This window comes from Streptomyces sp. NPDC051569, from assembly GCF_044454085.1.
In the GTDB taxonomy this organism is placed as follows: domain Bacteria; phylum Actinomycetota; class Actinomycetes; order Streptomycetales; family Streptomycetaceae; genus Streptomyces.
In genome coordinates this window covers 1-15,788 of sequence record NZ_JBITDJ010000032.1, presented here as the reverse complement: position 1 = coordinate 15,788, position 15,788 = coordinate 1, and the positions used below count along the sequence as shown (strand labels likewise).

At 72.4% G+C, this 15,788-nt stretch carries 11 protein-coding genes; 10 read left to right on the top strand and 1 reads right to left on the bottom strand.

Features of this window, described 5'->3' with window-relative positions:
* Nucleotides 1-163 precede the first annotated feature (163 nt).
* Nucleotides 164-4,069 carry a glycosyltransferase gene (locus ACIBAE_RS28175; protein ID WP_399290757.1) on the top strand — a complete coding sequence of 1,302 codons (3,906 nt, stop codon included), beginning with the start codon at nt 164-166 and terminating at the stop codon, nt 4,067-4,069.
* Nucleotides 4,066-5,658 carry a DUF5719 family protein gene (locus tag ACIBAE_RS28170; protein WP_399290755.1) on the top strand — a complete coding sequence of 531 codons (1,593 nt, stop codon included), beginning with the start codon at nt 4,066-4,068 and terminating at the stop codon, nt 5,656-5,658. Before ACIBAE_RS28175 ends, ACIBAE_RS28170 begins: the two co-directional genes overlap by 4 nt.
* 146 nt (nt 5,659-5,804) lie before the next feature.
* Here the strand turns inward: ACIBAE_RS28170 and ACIBAE_RS28165 are convergent, their stop codons facing one another.
* Complete coding sequence (locus ACIBAE_RS28165; protein WP_399290751.1) at nt 5,805-6,233, bottom strand: metallopeptidase family protein; 429 nt, start codon at nt 6,231-6,233, stop codon at nt 5,805-5,807.
* Nucleotides 6,234-6,505: 272 nt separating this feature from the next.
* Here ACIBAE_RS28165 and ACIBAE_RS28160 point away from each other — a divergent pair, with 272 nt between their 5' ends.
* The 8 genes from ACIBAE_RS28160 to ACIBAE_RS28125 all read left to right on the top strand — a co-directional run bounded on the left by ACIBAE_RS28160 (nt 6,506) and on the right by ACIBAE_RS28125 (nt 15,261).
* A complete protein-coding gene (locus tag ACIBAE_RS28160) occupies nt 6,506-6,931 on the top strand; it encodes a DUF3499 domain-containing protein (protein WP_399290748.1) in 426 nt (141 codons plus the stop codon).
* Between the two features lie 223 nt (nt 6,932-7,154).
* A complete protein-coding gene (locus ACIBAE_RS28155) occupies nt 7,155-8,513 on the top strand; it encodes a phosphomannomutase/phosphoglucomutase (RefSeq protein WP_399290745.1) in 1,359 nt (452 codons plus the stop codon).
* Between the two features lie 254 nt (nt 8,514-8,767).
* On the top strand, nt 8,768-8,950 hold the full coding sequence (locus ACIBAE_RS28150; RefSeq protein WP_399290743.1) for a Trm112 family protein: 183 nt from the start codon (nt 8,768-8,770) through the stop codon (nt 8,948-8,950).
* A 53-nt stretch (nt 8,951-9,003) separates the two neighbouring features.
* Entirely contained in the window at nt 9,004-10,146 is a 1,143-nt protein-coding gene (locus ACIBAE_RS28145; protein WP_399290741.1) for an SIS domain-containing protein, read from the top strand.
* A 203-nt stretch (nt 10,147-10,349) separates the two neighbouring features.
* A complete protein-coding gene (manA, locus tag ACIBAE_RS28140) occupies nt 10,350-11,513 on the top strand; it encodes a mannose-6-phosphate isomerase, class I (protein ID WP_399290739.1) in 1,164 nt (387 codons plus the stop codon).
* Nucleotides 11,514-11,601: 88 nt separating this feature from the next.
* The gene (locus ACIBAE_RS28135; RefSeq protein ID WP_399290736.1) at nt 11,602-12,585 is read left to right on the top strand and encodes a cation diffusion facilitator family transporter; all 984 of its coding nucleotides are present in this window, start codon (nt 11,602-11,604) and stop codon (nt 12,583-12,585) included.
* 433 nt (nt 12,586-13,018) lie between these two features.
* Complete coding sequence (gene ahcY / locus ACIBAE_RS28130) at nt 13,019-14,476, top strand: adenosylhomocysteinase (protein ID WP_399290733.1); 1,458 nt, start codon at nt 13,019-13,021, stop codon at nt 14,474-14,476.
* 170 nt (nt 14,477-14,646) lie between these two features.
* Nucleotides 14,647-15,261: a hypothetical protein gene (locus ACIBAE_RS28125; protein WP_399290731.1), complete on the top strand. Its 615-nt coding sequence runs from the start codon at nt 14,647-14,649 to the stop codon at nt 15,259-15,261.
* The last annotated feature ends 527 nt before the right edge of the window (nt 15,262-15,788 follow it).

The following is a 15,788-nucleotide window of genomic DNA, read 5'->3' as shown; positions in this document are numbered from 1 at the left end:
GATCACCAACCGCCACAACCCCGTACGTAACGAACGGTCCGCGGTCTGCGCCCAACCCGCAGGCGGCGGACCGTCCTGCTTCCCACCCGTTAGTGTGGGCCCCCGTCCGAGACGCTCCAACGCCCCTTCGGGGCGACCCCCGGCCGGAGGGCCCGCCACCTCAATGTCCCCCACCACAGCCGCGTTCGTTCCCGCCACCGCCCCCGAGTTTCCGCGGCACGTCGTGACCGCGGTGCTCGTCGCCCACGACGGCGCGCGCTGGCTGCCCGACGCCCTCGCCGGGCTCCTGAGCCAGGAACGCCCCGTACAGAACGTCATGGCCGCCGACACCGGCAGCGCCGACGACTCCGCCCGACTGCTCACCGAGTCGCTCGGCGCCGACCGCGTCCTGCACCTCGCCCGCAGATCCGGCTTCGGTACGGCCGTCGACGAGGCGGTCCGCACCGCCGGGGTGCTCACCCCCGACGACCTGCCGTATCTGAAGCGGCCCAGCGGCTGGGACCCGGTCACCCGGAGCTGGCGCGACGACGCCTACGACCTGCCGGAACTGCCCCACGGCGAACCGGTGCAGTGGCTCTGGCTCCTCCACGACGACTGCGCGCCCGCCCCCGACGCCCTCGCCGAGCTGCTGCGCGTCGCCGACTCCGACGAGCACGCCGCCATCGTCGGCCCCAAGCTGCGCGGCTGGTACGACCGCAAGCAACTCCTCGAAGTCGGCGTGTCCATCGCCAACAGCGGCCGCCGCTGGACCGGGCTCGACCGGCGCGAACAGGACCAGGGACAGCACGACCAGGTCCGCTCCGTCCTCTCCGTGTCCAGCGCCGGCATGCTCATCCGCCGCGACGTCTGGGACGAACTCGGCGGCTTCGACCGCCGGCTCCCGCTGATGCGCGACGACGTCGACCTGTGCTGGCGCGCCCACGCCGCCGGACACCGGGTGCTCATCGCCCCCGACGCCGTCCTGCGGCACGCCGAGGCCGCCGCCCGTGAGCGCCGTACGGTCGACTGCGCGGGCCGCTCCGTCGTCAACCCGCACCGCGTCGACAAGGCCGGCGCCGTCTACACCATGCTCGTCAACGCGCGCGCCGCCGCACTCCCCTGGGTCCTGCCGCGCCTCGTCGTCGGCACCCTGCTGCGTACCCTCGCCTATCTCGTCGGCAAGGCGCCCGGCCAGGCCGTCGACGAAGTCATGGGACTCTCCGGCACCCTGCTGCGGCCGGGGCGGATCCTCGGCGCCCGGCGGCAGCGTGGCAAGAGCGTCGTCGAGGCGGCCGAACTGCGCCCCCTCTTCCCGCCGCCGGGCGCGACGGTCCGGGCCACCTTCGAACAGTTCGCCGGACGCTTCGGCGGGGACACCGACTCCGACACGGGCGGCTCCCGGCACGGAGTCGTCGAGTCCGGACCCGGCGGTGACGACGCCGACTTCATGGAGGTCGAGCAGTTCGCGCGGCTGAAGAAGCTCGCGCACAAGCCGGGACCCGTGCTCTTCGCGATCCTGCTGTTCGTCTCGCTCCTCGCCTGCCGGGGACTCCTCGGCGGCGGCTCCCTCGCGGGCGGCGCCCTGCTGCCCGCGCCCCCCGACGTCTCCGGCCTGTGGTCCCGCTACGCGGACGCCTGGCACCCCGTCGGCACGGGCGGTACCCAGACCGCGCCCCCGTATCTCGCCGTACTCGCGACCCTGTCCGCGCTCTTCCTCGGCTCCACCGGCTTCGCGCTGACCCTGCTCCTCGTCTGCTCGGTGCCGCTCGCCGGAGCGACCGCCTACTTCGCCTCGCGGTCCCTCGTCGAATCCCGGCTGCTGCGTGCCTGGGCGAGTGTCGCGTACGCCTTCCTGCCCGCCGCGACCGGCGCGCTGGCCACCGGGCGGCTCGGCACGGCCGTCCTGGCCGTCCTGCTGCCCCTGATCGCCCGCGTCGCCGTCTCCGCGTACGGGCTGCGCGCCGGTCTCCACGGCGAGAGCCGTGGCAGCTGGCGGGCCACCTGGGCGTACGCCTTCCTGCTGACCTTCGCGATGGCCTTCACCCCCGTCGTCTGGCCGCTCGCACTGCTGCTCGGCCTCGCGGTCCTCGTACTGCGCCGCGACGACCTCGCCGGGTACGGACCGCGCGTCCTCGCCGCGCTGGGCACCCCGCTCCTCCTCCTGGCGCCCTGGTCGCTCTCCCTGCTGACCGGTCCTTCCGCCTTCCTGCGGGAAGCGGGCCTGGAGTTCGGTACGGGATCGGCGTCCGCGCTCGATCTGCTCGGCATGAGCCCCGGCGGCCCGAAGGCCGCCGGCGGGGTCCTGCTGATCGGTGTCGTCCTCGCCGCGCTCGCCGCCCTGCTGCGCGGCGAGCGGCAGTTCGCCGTCCGCGCCGCCTGGGGCGCCGCGCTCGTCGCGCTGGTCTTCGCCGTCCTCACCAACAACTCCGGCTGGGCCGGACCCGCCACCCTCGTCTACGGCCTCGCGCTGATCGCCGCCGCGGTGGTCGGCGCGGACGGCGCCAAGGAGCGCGTCGCCGCCGAGAGCTTCGGCTGGCGCCAGCCCGTCGCCGCGCTCATCGCCGTCGCGGCGGGCCTCGCCCCGCTGCTCGCCGCCTTCGGCTGGATCATCAGCGGAGCGGCCGGCCCGCTGGAGCGCCGGAACCCGGTCCAGGTTCCCGCGTTCGTCGCGGAGGAGAGCACCACCCGCGACCAGCCGCGCACCCTGATCCTCGGTGGCACCTCCGCCGCCGAGGTCTCGTACTCCCTGGTCCGTGGCTCGGGCGGCCGGCTCGGTGACGCCGAGCTGACCGAGGCGGGCGGCAGCGACCCCCGGCTCGACAAGGTCGTCGCGAATCTCGTAGCGGGCTCCGGCGCAGACCAGACCGCCCAGCTCAGCGGCTTCGCGATCCGCTACGTACTCGTACGGGACGGGGCGCCGCGCGAGATGAGCCGCGTCCTCGACGCGACCCCCGGCCTGAGCCGGCTGAGCCAGCTGGACGGCAGCGCGCTGTGGAGTGTCGGCCGCCAGATCGCGCGGGCCACCATCGTCGACGGCAAGGGGGAGGGCGGGCCGCTGGCCGTCGCCTCCTCGCCGGTCGAGGCGCACACCAAGATCCCGGCGGGCCCCGCCGGGCGGGTGCTGCGGATCGCCGACCGGGCCGCCGAGGGATGGCAGGCCACCCTCGACGGGCAGGTGCTGAAGAAGAAGACCGTCGACGGCTGGGCCCAGGGCTTCGAACTGCCCGCCCAGGGCGGACAGCTGGACCTGACGTACGACGACCCGATCACGCACTCCGCGTGGATCTGGATCCAGGGCGCGCTCGCCGTCGTCCTGCTGGTGCTGGCTCTGCCGGGGCGGCGCCGCGAGATCGACGACGACCTGCCCGAGGAGGACGCCGGGATTCCGGCGCAGCCGGTGGACGGCGAAGGACGCCGGGCCCGCAGGCTGCGGGCAGCGGCGGAGGCCGATGCCGATGCCGAGGCGCCGGAGCCCGCGTTCGCCCCGGAGGCGGGACAGCACGAGGCCGGGTCGTACGAGAACGGGACCGGCCCGTACGAAGCCGGCCCGTACGAGACCGGCCAGTACGAGACCGGCCAGTACGGCAGCGGCCCGTACGAGAGCGGGAGCGGCCAGTACGGGACCGGACAGCAGGAGGCGGTCCCGCCGACGCCCGTCGCGCCCCCCGAGCCGGATCCCTACGGTCAGCCCGCGACGGCCGACGGACAGCCGCCGTACGCGGCGGTGCCCCAGCAGCCGGCGTACGGCGAGTGGGACGGCCGGTACGCCCAGGCGCCGTACCCGGACGAGCAGCACCCCGGCGAGGGGTACGAGGGCGCGCGGTACGGCGAGGAGCAGTACCAGCAGGCCTGCCAGCAGTACCCGGCCGGCCAGTACCAGGACGGCCGGTACGCGGAGGACCAGCACCAGGAAGGCCAGCACCAGGAAGGCCAGTTCCAGCAAGGCCAGTTCCAGGAAGGCCAGTTCCAGGAAGGCCAAGCGCCGTACGACCCGGCGCGGTACGACCCGTACGGCTACGGCCAGGGGCCCTACACCGACGGTCACGAGAACGAGCGCCGCCCGCGCCCCGACGAGAGCAGCAACCAGTGAACCGAACGACTCTCTCGCTCCTCGCGGCCGCCACCGCCCTCGCCGCCGTCACCGGGATCGCCGCGCTCACCGCGCCGGCCGCCGGGGACACGGTGACCGCGTCAGCCCCGGCGCGGCTGCCCGTGGAGCGCACCAGCCTGCTCTGCCCGGCGCCGAGTGTGTCGGACGTCGCGGAGACGACGTACACCTCCTTCACCCCGGCGGGCACGGCCGGCGGTGACGCGGAGGGATCGGCCGAACTGAAGAAGGCCGTGGCCGCCCCGGCCGGCACGGAGACCGGAGACGACGAGAAGGACGACGACAAGAAGAACGGCGACAAGAAGAACGGCGGGAAAGACACCGGGAAGGACACCGGGAAGGGCGGCAAGGCGAAGAAGCCGCCCGCCCCGGACGCCCCGTTCGCCGCCCTCAAGGAACCCGGCAAGCCCGTCGCCGCCGAGGCGAGCGGCGCCGACGCCCCCGCGCTCGTCGGCACGGCCACCGGCCGGCTCGCCCCCGGCTGGACCGCCCAGCAGACCACCACGGTCAGCGTGGGCGGCGCGCGCGGCCTGCTCGGTATGTCCTGCTCCGCGCCCGACACCAACTTCTGGTTCCCCGGCGCCAGCACCGGGGAGTCGCGGCAGGACTACGTCCACCTCACCAACCCCGACGACACCGCGGCCGTCGCCGACATCGAGCTCTACGGGAAGGACGGCGTCCTCAAGACGGAGGTGGGGGAGGGCATCCCGGTGCCCGCCCGGTCCAGCGTCCCGGTGCTCCTGTCCACCCTGACGAGCGAAGCCGCCGACAATGTGACCGTCCATGTCACCACCCGTAGCGGCCGGGTCGGAGCCGTGGTGCACGCGGCCGACGACAAGGCCGGCAGCGACTGGCTGGCCGCCTCGGCCGACCCCGCGAGCCGGGTGGTGCTGCCCGGCATCCCGGCGGACGCGACCGACGTGCGGCTGGTCGTGTACGCGCCCGGCCAGGACGACGCCGACCTGAAGGTGCAGCTCGCCGGCGCGACCGGCACGATCACCCCGGCCGGATTCGAGACCCTGCACGTCAAGTCGGGGATGACCGCCGCCCTGGACCTGGCGGACGTCACCAAGGGCGAGGGCGGCTCGCTGGTGCTCAGCCCGGTGCAGAGCGGCAGGTCGACCCCGGTGGTCGCGGCGCTGCGCGTGGTCCGTGGCAAGGGCGACAAGCAGGAGATCGCGTTCATCCCGGCGACCGCGCCGATCGGCTCGCGTGCCACGGTGGCCGACAACCGCGCCAAGGGTTCGACGCTCTCGCTGACCGCGCCCGGCGCGACCGCCACGGTCAAGGTCACCGCCTCGGCCGGCACCGGCGGAGGCGAACCGGTCGAGAAGACGTACACGGTCAAGGCCGGTACGACCCTGGCCTTCACCCCCCCGGTACCGGAGGGACTGAAAGGCTCGTACGCGCTGACGGTCGAGCCGCGGTCCGGCGGCCCGGTGCACGCGGCGCGCACGCTCGTCCTGCCGGCGGACGGCATCTCGATGTTCACGGTGCAGACGCTGCCGGACGACCGGGGCATGGTGTCCGTACCGAAGGCCAAGGAGGATCTGTCGATCCTCGCCGACTGAGGTACCGAAGGCCCAGGCGCCGAAGGCCGGTCACGGAGCCCGAGCCACGGAGCCCGAGCCACGGCGGCCGGGCCGCCGGCCGGGGCCTCGGTAGCGGGTGAGGCGGTGAGGCGGGTGGGGGCCGAGATGGCCCCCCCCCGCCTCCGTCACTCCTGGCCGTACCGCGGATCGACGGATTCCGGCGACTGCCCCAGCAGCTCCGCGACCTGCTCGACCACGACCTCGTGCACCAGCAGCGCGCGTTCGTCGCGGCCCTTGGTACGGATCTCCACGGGCCGGCGGTAGACAACGACGCGCGCCGGGTGGTCCTTGCCCGCCGGGACCGAGCTGCCGAGCGGCACGGTGTCGTCCAGCGTCGCCGGCACGTCCATGACGAGGAATTCGACGTCGGCGAGCTGCGGCCAGCGCCGCTCCAGCCGGTCCACGGAGTCCCGTACGAGATCACGGAACGACTCGGAGCGGCTGACCGAGAGCGGTACCTGGGGCGGGGCGACGGGCCCGCGCATACCGCGGCCGTGGCGGTCGCGGCGGCGCGGCCGTGGCTCGGTCGGGCGGGGCGGTACAGGACTGTCCATCACTGACGCAGGGTAGCCCTCCCCGGGCCGGGCGATCACGGCCGCGGCCCCCTCAGGCGTCATGTCGCTTTATGAACATTCAGGCCATGATCAGCCTAATTTGCGGCGTCTCAGTGATCGTCGATCACGTCGATCTTGACGGGATTTGCCCCGAGTGGCCACCTCGTCACAGAACGTCGTCGAACTGTTACTCTTCTCCCCGTGCAGGTCAGGCCCGTTACCTGGGGCCACGTTATGCCGGATGCCACAGCGCGACACGGTGGAGTGACCTGGTGGAGAGTCGTCGCGGCCCGCTCAAGAGTGCGGTACCGTCCAACGTCGTGAGCCCTGTACGTCGCTGTTCGCGCACCGCGTGCGGCCGCCCTGCTGTCGCGACACTGACGTACGTCTATGCCGACTCGACCGCGGTCCTCGGCCCGCTCGCCACCTACGCCGAGCCTCATTGCTACGACCTGTGTGCGGAACACAGCGAGCGGCTGACCGCCCCGCGCGGCTGGGAGGTCGTCCGTCTGACGGACGGCTCGGCCCCCACGCGCCCGAGCGGGGACGACCTGGAAGCGCTCGCCAACGCCGTACGGGAAGCCGCGCGCCCCCAGGAGCGTACGGCGGAGGGCGGCGGCAAGGGGCCGCGCGGCGCGGATACGACAGAGGTCGGGCGCCGGGGCCATCTGCGGGTCCTGCGCTCTCCCGAGTCCTGAGCCCCGGCCGCGCCTGAGCCCCGGCCGCGCCTGAGCCCCGGCCGCGCCTGAGTCCTGGCCGCGCCTGACCCTCGCATCGCGCGGGCCGCTTCGCACCGCACGGCGCCGAATGCTGCCGTCATCCCCAGGACATGGGCGGGTAGCTTTTGGCATGACCGCAGTGATCCGACCGCGGTGATCCGGTGGAAGTGGCGTAGTGACAGGTACCTCTGGAGGGTTGGCCGTGGCCGATTTGTCGCAGATCGTAAAGGCGTACGACGTGCGAGGGGTAAACCCGGACCAGCTCGACGACCGGCTCGCGGAGCTCTTCGGCGCCGCGTTCGTGGAGGTCACCGGGGCCGAGGGGATCGTCATCGGCCACGACATGCGGCCCTCCTCGCCCGGCCTGGCATCGAGCTTCGCCCGGGGTGCCGTCGCGCGCGGAGCGGACGCCACGATCATCGGACTCTGCTCCACCGACCAGCTCTACTACGCCTCGGGCGATCTGGACCTGCCGGGCGCGATGTTCACGGCCTCCCACAACCCGGCCCGGTACAACGGCATCAAGATGTGCCGGGCCGGCGCGGCGCCGATCGGCCAGGACACCGGTCTGGCCGAGATCCGGGCGCTGGTCGAAGGGTGGCTCACCCAGGGCCCCCCGCTCTCGGTGACGAAGCCGGGAAGCACCGGGCAGCGCGACACGCTGAGCGACTACGCCGCGTACCTCCTGTCCCTCGTCGACGTCTCCGCGATCCGCCCGCTGAAGGTCGTCGTGGACGCGGGCAACGGCATGGGCGGGCACACGGTCCCGACCGTGTTCGCGGACCTGCCGCTCGACGTGGTGCCGATGTACTTCGAGCTGGACGGTACGTTCCCGAACCACGAGGCCAACCCGCTCGACCCGAAGAACATCGTGGACCTCCAGGCCCGCGTCCTGGCCGAGGGCGCCGACCTGGGGCTGGCCTTCGACGGCGACGCGGACCGCTGCTTCGTCGTCGACGAGCGGGGCGCGGGCGTCTCCCCGTCGGCGATCACCGCCCTGGTCGCCGCGCGCGAACTGGCCAGACACCCGGGCGGCACGGTGATCCACAATCTGATCACGTCCTGGTCGGTCCCCGAGGTCGTCAGGGAACACGGCGGCACCCCGGTGCGCACCCGGGTCGGCCACTCCTTCATCAAGCAGGAGATGGCGGACCACGGCGCCATCTTCGGCGGCGAGCACTCCGCGCACTACTACTTCCGCGACTTCTGGAACGCCGATACGGGCATGCTGGCCGCGCTCCACGTCCTGGCGGCCCTCGGTGGCCAGGACGCCCCGCTCTCCGAGCTGGTCTCCTCGTACGACCGCTACGCCGCCTCCGGGGAGATTAACTCCACGGTCGACGACCAGACGGCCCGCGCCGCCGCCGTCCGCGAGGCATTCGAGACCCGGGAAGGCGTCACCCTCGACGAACTCGACGGCCTGACGGTGACCGCGCCCGACTGGTGGTTCAACCTCCGCCCCTCCAACACGGAACCGCTCCTGCGCCTGAACGTGGAGGCACGGGACGAGAAGACCATGACCCGGATCCGCGACGAGGCCCTGGCCCTGATCCGCGCCTGACCGGGAAAGGCCGGAACGGCGGGCGCCCGCGCAGTCCCCGGCGCCCGCCGGCCGCTCCTCACACGCGGCGCCCGCTCCTTCGCGCCCGCCGGCCGCTCCTCACGCGCGCCGCCCGCCCGAAGGGAAAGCCACGGTGAACCGTGTGCTCCCGGCCGCCCCACAAGCCCCCTGCCCGCGCCCCCGGAACGAGGCCCACCCGGCCGCCCGGCGGTAGGCTGACGTCGCCTATCCACCTGTTCGAAGGGACAACCCCCATGCCGCTCGAAGCCGGCCTCCTGGAGATCCTCGCCTGCCCGGCCTGCCACGCGCCGCTCAGCGACCGCACCGCCGCCGAGACGCCCGAGCTGATCTGCACCAGCGAGGACTGCGGTCTGGCCTACCCGGTCCGCGACGACATCCCCGTACTCCTCGTCGACGAGGCCCGCCGCCCCGCGTAACCACGACCCGTACCAGCGCCGTATCAGCGCCCGGCGACCGGAGGCCCCTGCCCATGCTCGACGAATCGCTGCTCGACGCTCCCGACGCGCTGGCCCGCGCCGACCGACGCGGTCTGCTGCGCGGCGCCGCCGAGGCCGGAGCCCGGGTGAGAACCGCCCTGCGGCACACCGCCGAGGCCGGCGTCGCCGAGCTGAACCCCGAGGGCCGCCCCCGCGCCGTACTCCTCGCGGGCTCCGGCGCCGCGGCGACCGGAGTCGCCGACCTGATCGCCGCCCTCGCCGGCGCCGCGGCGCCCGTCACCCGGCTCCGCCCCACCGGCGTCGCCCCGGCCGCCGGGGCACTGCGCTGGGCACTCCCCGGCTGGGCCGGCCCCGTGGACCTGCTCCTCATCGCCACCACCGACGGCAGCGAGCCCGGCCTCGCGCTCCTCGCCGAGCAGGCGTACCGGCGCGGCTGCACGGTGGTCGCCGTCGCCCCCCGGCAGTCGCCGCTGAGCGAGTCGGTCGACGGCGCGCGCGGCCTCCTCGTCCCGATGGCGACGACCCCGACCGAGGAGTACGAGAAGGAAGCGACACCGGCGGCCGGGCCCGGCGCCCTGTGGTCCCTGCTCGTCCCGCTCCTCGTCCTCCTCGACCGGGTCGGCCTGCTCACGGCCCCGGTCGGGACGCTCCAGCTCGTCGCCGACCGGCTCGACCGCACCGCCGAACGCTGTGGCCCGGCCATCGCGACGTACAGCAACCCGGCGAAGACCCTCGCCGCCGAACTCGCCGACAACCTCCCGCTGATCTGGACGGAGGGCACGGCCGCCGCCCCGGCCGGCCGCCGCTTCGCCGCCGTACTGGCCGAGCTGACGGGCCGTCCCGCTCTCGCCGCCGAACTCCCCGAAGCGATCCCGGCCCATGGCGCCCTGCTCGCGGGCGACCTCGCGGGCGGCGCCGACCCCGGTGACGACTTCTTCCGGGACCGGGTCGAGGACCACCAGGCGCTGCGCGCCAGGATCGTGCTGCTCCGCGACCGCCCGGCGGGCGGGCTGACCGCCGCCCCGGCGGTCCGCGAACTCGCTCTCGGCCATGACACGGCCATCAGCGAACTGGAGCCGGAGGACGGCAGCGAACTCGAAGCCCTCGCCGAGCTGGTCGCGGTCACCGACTTCGCCACCGTCTACCTGGCCCTTGCCGGGGGCGCCCCCGCCTGACCCGAACACCACCGGGCAAGCCACCACCGGGCAAGCCCCAACGGTGCGCCGGCACCGGCGTGCCGCCCGGCCCGCGCCACCACCGGCCCGCGCCACCGCCAGCCCGCGCGCCGCTCTCAGGTCCGCCACCCCGGCGGACCAACCCGCCCCCGCGCCTGCCGCCACGAGCGCGACCCCGCCACCTCGTACAAGGAAGCCACCCCATGGACCGCCTCTCCAACACCGTGCGCCCCTACGCCTGGGGCTCCACGACCGCCATCCCGGAACTGCTCGGCGTCGCCCCCACCGGTGAGCCCCAGGCCGAGATGTGGATGGGCGCCCACCCGGGCGCCCCCTCCCGGCTCGACCGGGGCACCGGCGAGCAGGCACTCTCCGATCTCATCGACGCCGCCCCCGCGGCGGAACTCGGCGCGGCCGCCGCCGGCAAGTTCGGCCCCCGCCTGCCCTTCCTCCTCAAGCTCCTCGCGGCCGGCTCCCCGCTCTCCCTCCAGGTCCACCCCAACCTCGCCCAGGCGAAGGAGGGTTACGCGGACGAGGAGCGCCGCGGCGTCCCGATCGACGCGCCGCACCGCAATTACAAGGACGCCAACCACAAGCCCGAACTGATCTGCGCGCTCACCCCCTTCGACGGACTCTGCGGCTTCCGCGCCCCCGAGGACGCCGCCGAGCTGCTCGCGCGGCTCGACGTCGACTCCCTCAAGCCGTACGTCGACCTCCTCCGCGCCCACCCCGAAGAGGCCGCGCTGCGCGAGGTCCTGACCGCCGTCCTGGCCGCGGACCCGGACGAGATGGCCGCCACCGTCACCGAGACCGCCGCCGCCGCGGAACGCCTCGGCGGCGACTGCACGCCGTACGTGTCGATCGCCCACCACTACCCCGGGGACCCCGGCGTCATCGCCGCCATGCTGCTCAACTACGTCCAACTCCAGCCCGGCGAAGCGCTCTTCCTCGGCGCCGGTGTCCCGCACGCCTACCTCAACGGGCTCGGCGTCGAGATCATGGCCAACTCCGACAACGTCCTGCGCTGCGGTCTGACCCCCAAGCACGTCGACGTCCCCGAACTGCTCCGTATCGTGCGCTTCGAAGCCTCCGAGCCCGGCGTCCTGCGCCCGGAGGCCTCCGCGTCCGGCGAGGAGCTGTACGAGACCCCCACCGACGAGTTCGCCCTGTCCCGCTACACCCTGGCGCCGGGAGCCGCTCCGCGTGATCTCACGGCCGCCACACCGCAGGTCCTGCTCTGCACGGCCGGCACGCCCCGCGCGAACGACCTCCAACTGACCCCCGGCGCCTCGGTCTTCGTTCCCGCCGGCGAGAAGGCCCAACTGTCCGGTAGCGGCACGGTTTTCCGGGCAACAGTAGTGATCTGAACGGTCGGCGGTCACCGGCGGCTGCAACAATGTGCCGCCGTACCGCGGCGCCAGGGCCGCAGCAGCAACGAAGGGACTTCACGCACCCATGAGCGCGTCAGGCGGAACCAAGGCGATCGTGGCGGCGCTCGGCGCCAACCTCGCGATCGCAGTAGCCAAGTTCGTGGCGTTCCTCTTCAGCGGTTCGTCGTCGATGCTCGCGGAGAGCGTGCACTCCCTCGCCGACTCCGGCAACCAGGGGCTGCTGCTCCTCGGCGGCAAGAAGGCGCAGCGCGAGGCGACGCCGCAGCACCCCTTCGGCTACGGCCGCGAGCGGTACATCTACGCCTTCCTCGTCTCCATCGTGCTCTTCTCGGTCGGTGGCATGTTCGCCGTCTACGAGGGTTACGAGAAGATCAAGCACCCGCACCCCATCGAGGCCTGGTACTGGCCGGTCGGCGTGCTCGTCTTCGCGATCATCGCGGAGTCGGTCTCGTTCCGTACGGCCATCAAGGAATCCAACGTCACGCGCGGCCAGCTCTCCTGGAAGGAGTTCATCCGCCGCGCCAAGGCGCCCGAACTCCCCGTCGTGCTGCTCGAAGACTTCGGCGCGCTGATCGGTCTCGTCCTCGCGCTCGGCGGTGTGGGACTGGCCCTGGGCACGGGCAACGGCATCTGGGACGGCATCGGCACGCTCTGCATCGGCGTCCTCCTCATCGTGATCGCGCTCGTCCTGGCCGCGGAGACCAAGTCCCTGCTCCTCGGCGAGGCCGCGGGCATGGATGACGTCGAGAAGATCAAGACAGCGCTCGTCGACGGTGATGTCGTGACCGGCATCATCCACATGCGGACGCTCCACCTCGGCCCCGAGGAGCTGCTCGTCGCGGCCAAGATCGCGGTCGAGCACGACGACACCGCCGCCGAGGTCGCCCACGCGATCAACGCCGCCGAGTCGCGGATCCGCGACGCCGTCCCGATCGCCCGGGTCATCTACCTGGAACCGGACATCTACAGCGCGTCGGCCGCCGCGGCCGGCACCAACCCGGCCAAGACCCCCGGCGGCCCGGTCCCGGAGCCCGACTCCGCCCCCTGACGCGGACGGCCCACCCGGATCCCTCCCGCTGCCGCCCGGCCCCCACCGGCGCCGCGCGACAGCGGGAAACCCGAAGGCCCGGGAAGGCCGGGCACCACCCGGTACCGAAGACCCGGCACCCGAGCCCCGGCACCGAAGATCCACACCGAATATCCGGCACAGAGGCCCCAGCGGAAGGGGCCGACCGAACGCGCCATTTTCCTTGTCCCTTCCCCGTTCGACTGTGGGCCGCTGGGCCCACCGGTGTAGATTCGCTCCCAGAGCCAGACGTCGCTGCTGATGGCGGTCGGGCGTTCCGCCCGCGCGGACCGTCCGAGGGAGAGAGGGCCTCCGACGGACTGCGCCGCGAGCGTCCCGGGCATTCGTATGCCCGCCGCCGCAGAGCCAGCCGTACGTACCCACCCTCGACCCCCTTCACGAGGAGCAGCTCGCTATGACGACTGTCGCCAACCGACAGGACTTCAAGGTCGCCGACCTCTCGCTCGCCGAGTTCGGCCGCAAGGAGATCACTCTCGCCGAGCACGAGATGCCCGGCCTGATGTCGATCCGCAAGGAGTACGCGGCGACCCAGCCGCTCGCCGGCGCCCGCGTCACCGGCTCCCTGCACATGACGGTGCAGACCGCGGTCCTCATCGAGACCCTGGCCGCCCTCGGCGCCGAGGTCCGCTGGGCCTCCTGCAACATCTTCTCCACCCAGGACCACGCCGCCGCCGCCATCGCGGTCGGCCCGGCCGGTACCCCGGAGAACCCCCAGGGCATCCCCGTCTTCGCCTGGAAGGGCGAGACGCTCGAGGAGTACTGGTGGTGCACGGAGCAGGCCCTGACCTGGCCGAACACGCCCACCGGCGGCCCGAACATGATCCTGGACGACGGCGGCGACGCCACCCTCCTGGTCCACAAGGGCGTCGAGTTCGAGAAGGCCGGCGAGGCTCCCGACCCGGCCACGGCGGACAGCGAGGAGTACGGCTACATCCTCCGTCTCCTGAACCGCACCCTCACGGAGAGCCCGCAGAAGTGGACCCGTCTGGCGTCCGAGATCCGCGGCGTCACCGAGGAGACCACCACCGGTGTCCACCGTCTGTACGAGATGCACCGCGACGGCTCCCTCCTCTTCCCGGCGATCAACGTCAATGACGCGGTCACCAAGTCGAAGTTCGACAACAAGTACGGCTGCCGCCACTCCCTGATCGACGGCATCAACCGCGCCACCGACGTCCTCATCGGCGGCAAGGTCGCGGTCGTCTTCGGTTACGGCGACGTCGGCAAGGGCTGCGCGGAGTCCCTCCGTGGCCAGGGCGCCCGCGTGATCATCACCGAGATCGACCCGATCTGCGCGCTCCAGGCGGCGATGGACGGCTACCAGGTCGCCACGCTGGACGACGTCGTCGGCATCGCCGACATCTTCGTCACCACGACCGGCAACAAGGACATCATCATGGCCTCGGACATGGCCAAGATGAAGCACCAGGCGATCGTCGGCAACATCGGCCACTTCGACAACGAGATCGACATGGCCGGCCTGGCGAAGGTCGAAGGCATCGTCAAGGACGAGGTCAAGCCGCAGGTCCACACCTGGACGTTCCCCGACGGAAAGACGCTCATCGTCCTTTCCGAGGGCCGCCTGCTGAATCTGGGCAACGCGACCGGTCACCCGTCCTTCGTGATGTCCAACTCGTTCGCGGACCAGACGCTGGCCCAGATCGAGCTCTTCACCAAGCCGGAGGAGTACCCGACCGATGTCTACGTGCTCCCCAAGCACCTCGACGAGAAGGTCGCCCGCCTCCACCTCGACGCGCTCGGTGTGAAGCTCACGACGCTCCGCCCGGAGCAGGCCGCGTACATCGGCGTCGACGTCACGGGCCCGTACAAGCCCGACCACTACCGCTACTGATCCGCCGCCCTCACCGGCCCGAGAGACACTCCCGGGCCGGTGGGCCGGCGTCCCACCCTCAGCAGTAGGTACCGGCGGTACCGGACAGGCCCCCGCACCCCCGTGTCGGGGGCCTGTCCCGTCGTGGGCCCGAGTCAGGCGCCGAGTACCCGGAAGACCCGAAGGACCCCATGCCCCGCGGCCGTTATTCGCTCCACGATCCGCACGATCACACCCCTCTCGGTGACGAGCACTTCCACTGCGCACCGGGCCCCTCCGGCTGGCGCTACGTCTCGCAGATCACCACCCCCTCGGGCGACCACGCGGGCTCCGTCGATCTGGCCCTCGACGAACTCGGCCGCCCCATCCGCCTCGAGCTCCACGCCGCGAGCTGGCAGGTCCGCGGCGCCGCGATCGACGGCGTCACCTGGGTCCGTACCGACCCGACCGGCACCTACGCCACCGAAGGCAATGTCTCCGCCCATGCCTTCACCGGCATGTCCCCGGCGTTTCTCGTCGCTGCGGCCCGCCTCCTGCGCCTCACCCCCGGCTCCCCCGCGACCCGCGTCCGCCTCGTCGCCTTCACGGACCCGGTCCTGGCTCCCCGCACACTCGACCAGTCCTGGGCCCTGCTGAACAGTGAAGCGCACACCACTGACAACGGACCTCTGATCGTGGACGAGTACCAGGTCAGCGCCCTGGACACCGGTGAACAGCACACGGTTCACCTCGCCGGGGACGTGGTGCTCTCGGCCCCTGGCATCGAACTCGAAGACCTCGAATCCCCTCCCTCGTCCCTGTCCTGACGCCTGCGCCACACCTGCGCCTCCGCGCCTGGCCGGCCCCCGATCGGCCCAAGCCCGCAGAGCCGCCGCACAGCCGCCGCACCGCCTCGGCCGCCGAACGGCTCGCGCCGGTCACCGATGGGGAGTGGACACACCGGCCCCGGGCAGCGGGCTCCCGGTCGACGTCTGATGTGCGCAACACGTTCGCAACCTGTTAGTCTCCTCTTCGCCTCACACGGACCGTTGACACGGCCCGCGTGGGGAGGTAGATTAGAACGGTTGCCTCGAAGCTAGACAAGTTCGAGAGCGGTCGTTAATATCTATACGACCCCCGATGAAATCTTCGATGGAAATCGATATTTCGCGGAGTCCTTCGATCCGTCTGAGAGACGCCCAGGCTGAGAAATCAGCTCGAATGTTTCTGATAAAGTCGGATCAGCCGAAAGGCAAGGCCCCTCCGAAGGCCACCGGAATTCAAGCGGCAAGAACAGCCAAATGAATCTGGTAGAGTCGGAACCGCCGGAAAGGGAAACGCGAAAGCGAGAACC

What these genes read in the sequence shown, in the direction of transcription:
- ahcY (WP_399290733.1), top strand. Translation starts at nt 13,019, where the DNA reads ATGACGACTGTCGCCAACCGACAGGACTTCAAGGTCGCCGACCTCTCG.
- manA (WP_399290739.1), top strand. Translation starts at nt 10,350, where the DNA reads ATGGACCGCCTCTCCAACACCGTGCGCCCCTACGCCTGGGGCTCCACG.
- ACIBAE_RS28150 (WP_399290743.1), top strand. Translation starts at nt 8,768, where the DNA reads ATGCCGCTCGAAGCCGGCCTCCTGGAGATCCTCGCCTGCCCGGCCTGC.
- ACIBAE_RS28165 (WP_399290751.1), bottom strand. Translation starts at nt 6,233, where the DNA reads ATGGACAGTCCTGTACCGCCCCGCCCGACCGAGCCACGGCCGCGCCGC.
- ACIBAE_RS28125 (WP_399290731.1), top strand. Translation starts at nt 14,647, where the DNA reads ATGCCCCGCGGCCGTTATTCGCTCCACGATCCGCACGATCACACCCCT.
- ACIBAE_RS28145 (WP_399290741.1), top strand. Translation starts at nt 9,004, where the DNA reads ATGCTCGACGAATCGCTGCTCGACGCTCCCGACGCGCTGGCCCGCGCC.
- ACIBAE_RS28175 (WP_399290757.1), top strand. Translation starts at nt 164, where the DNA reads ATGTCCCCCACCACAGCCGCGTTCGTTCCCGCCACCGCCCCCGAGTTT.
- ACIBAE_RS28135 (WP_399290736.1), top strand. Translation starts at nt 11,602, where the DNA reads ATGAGCGCGTCAGGCGGAACCAAGGCGATCGTGGCGGCGCTCGGCGCC.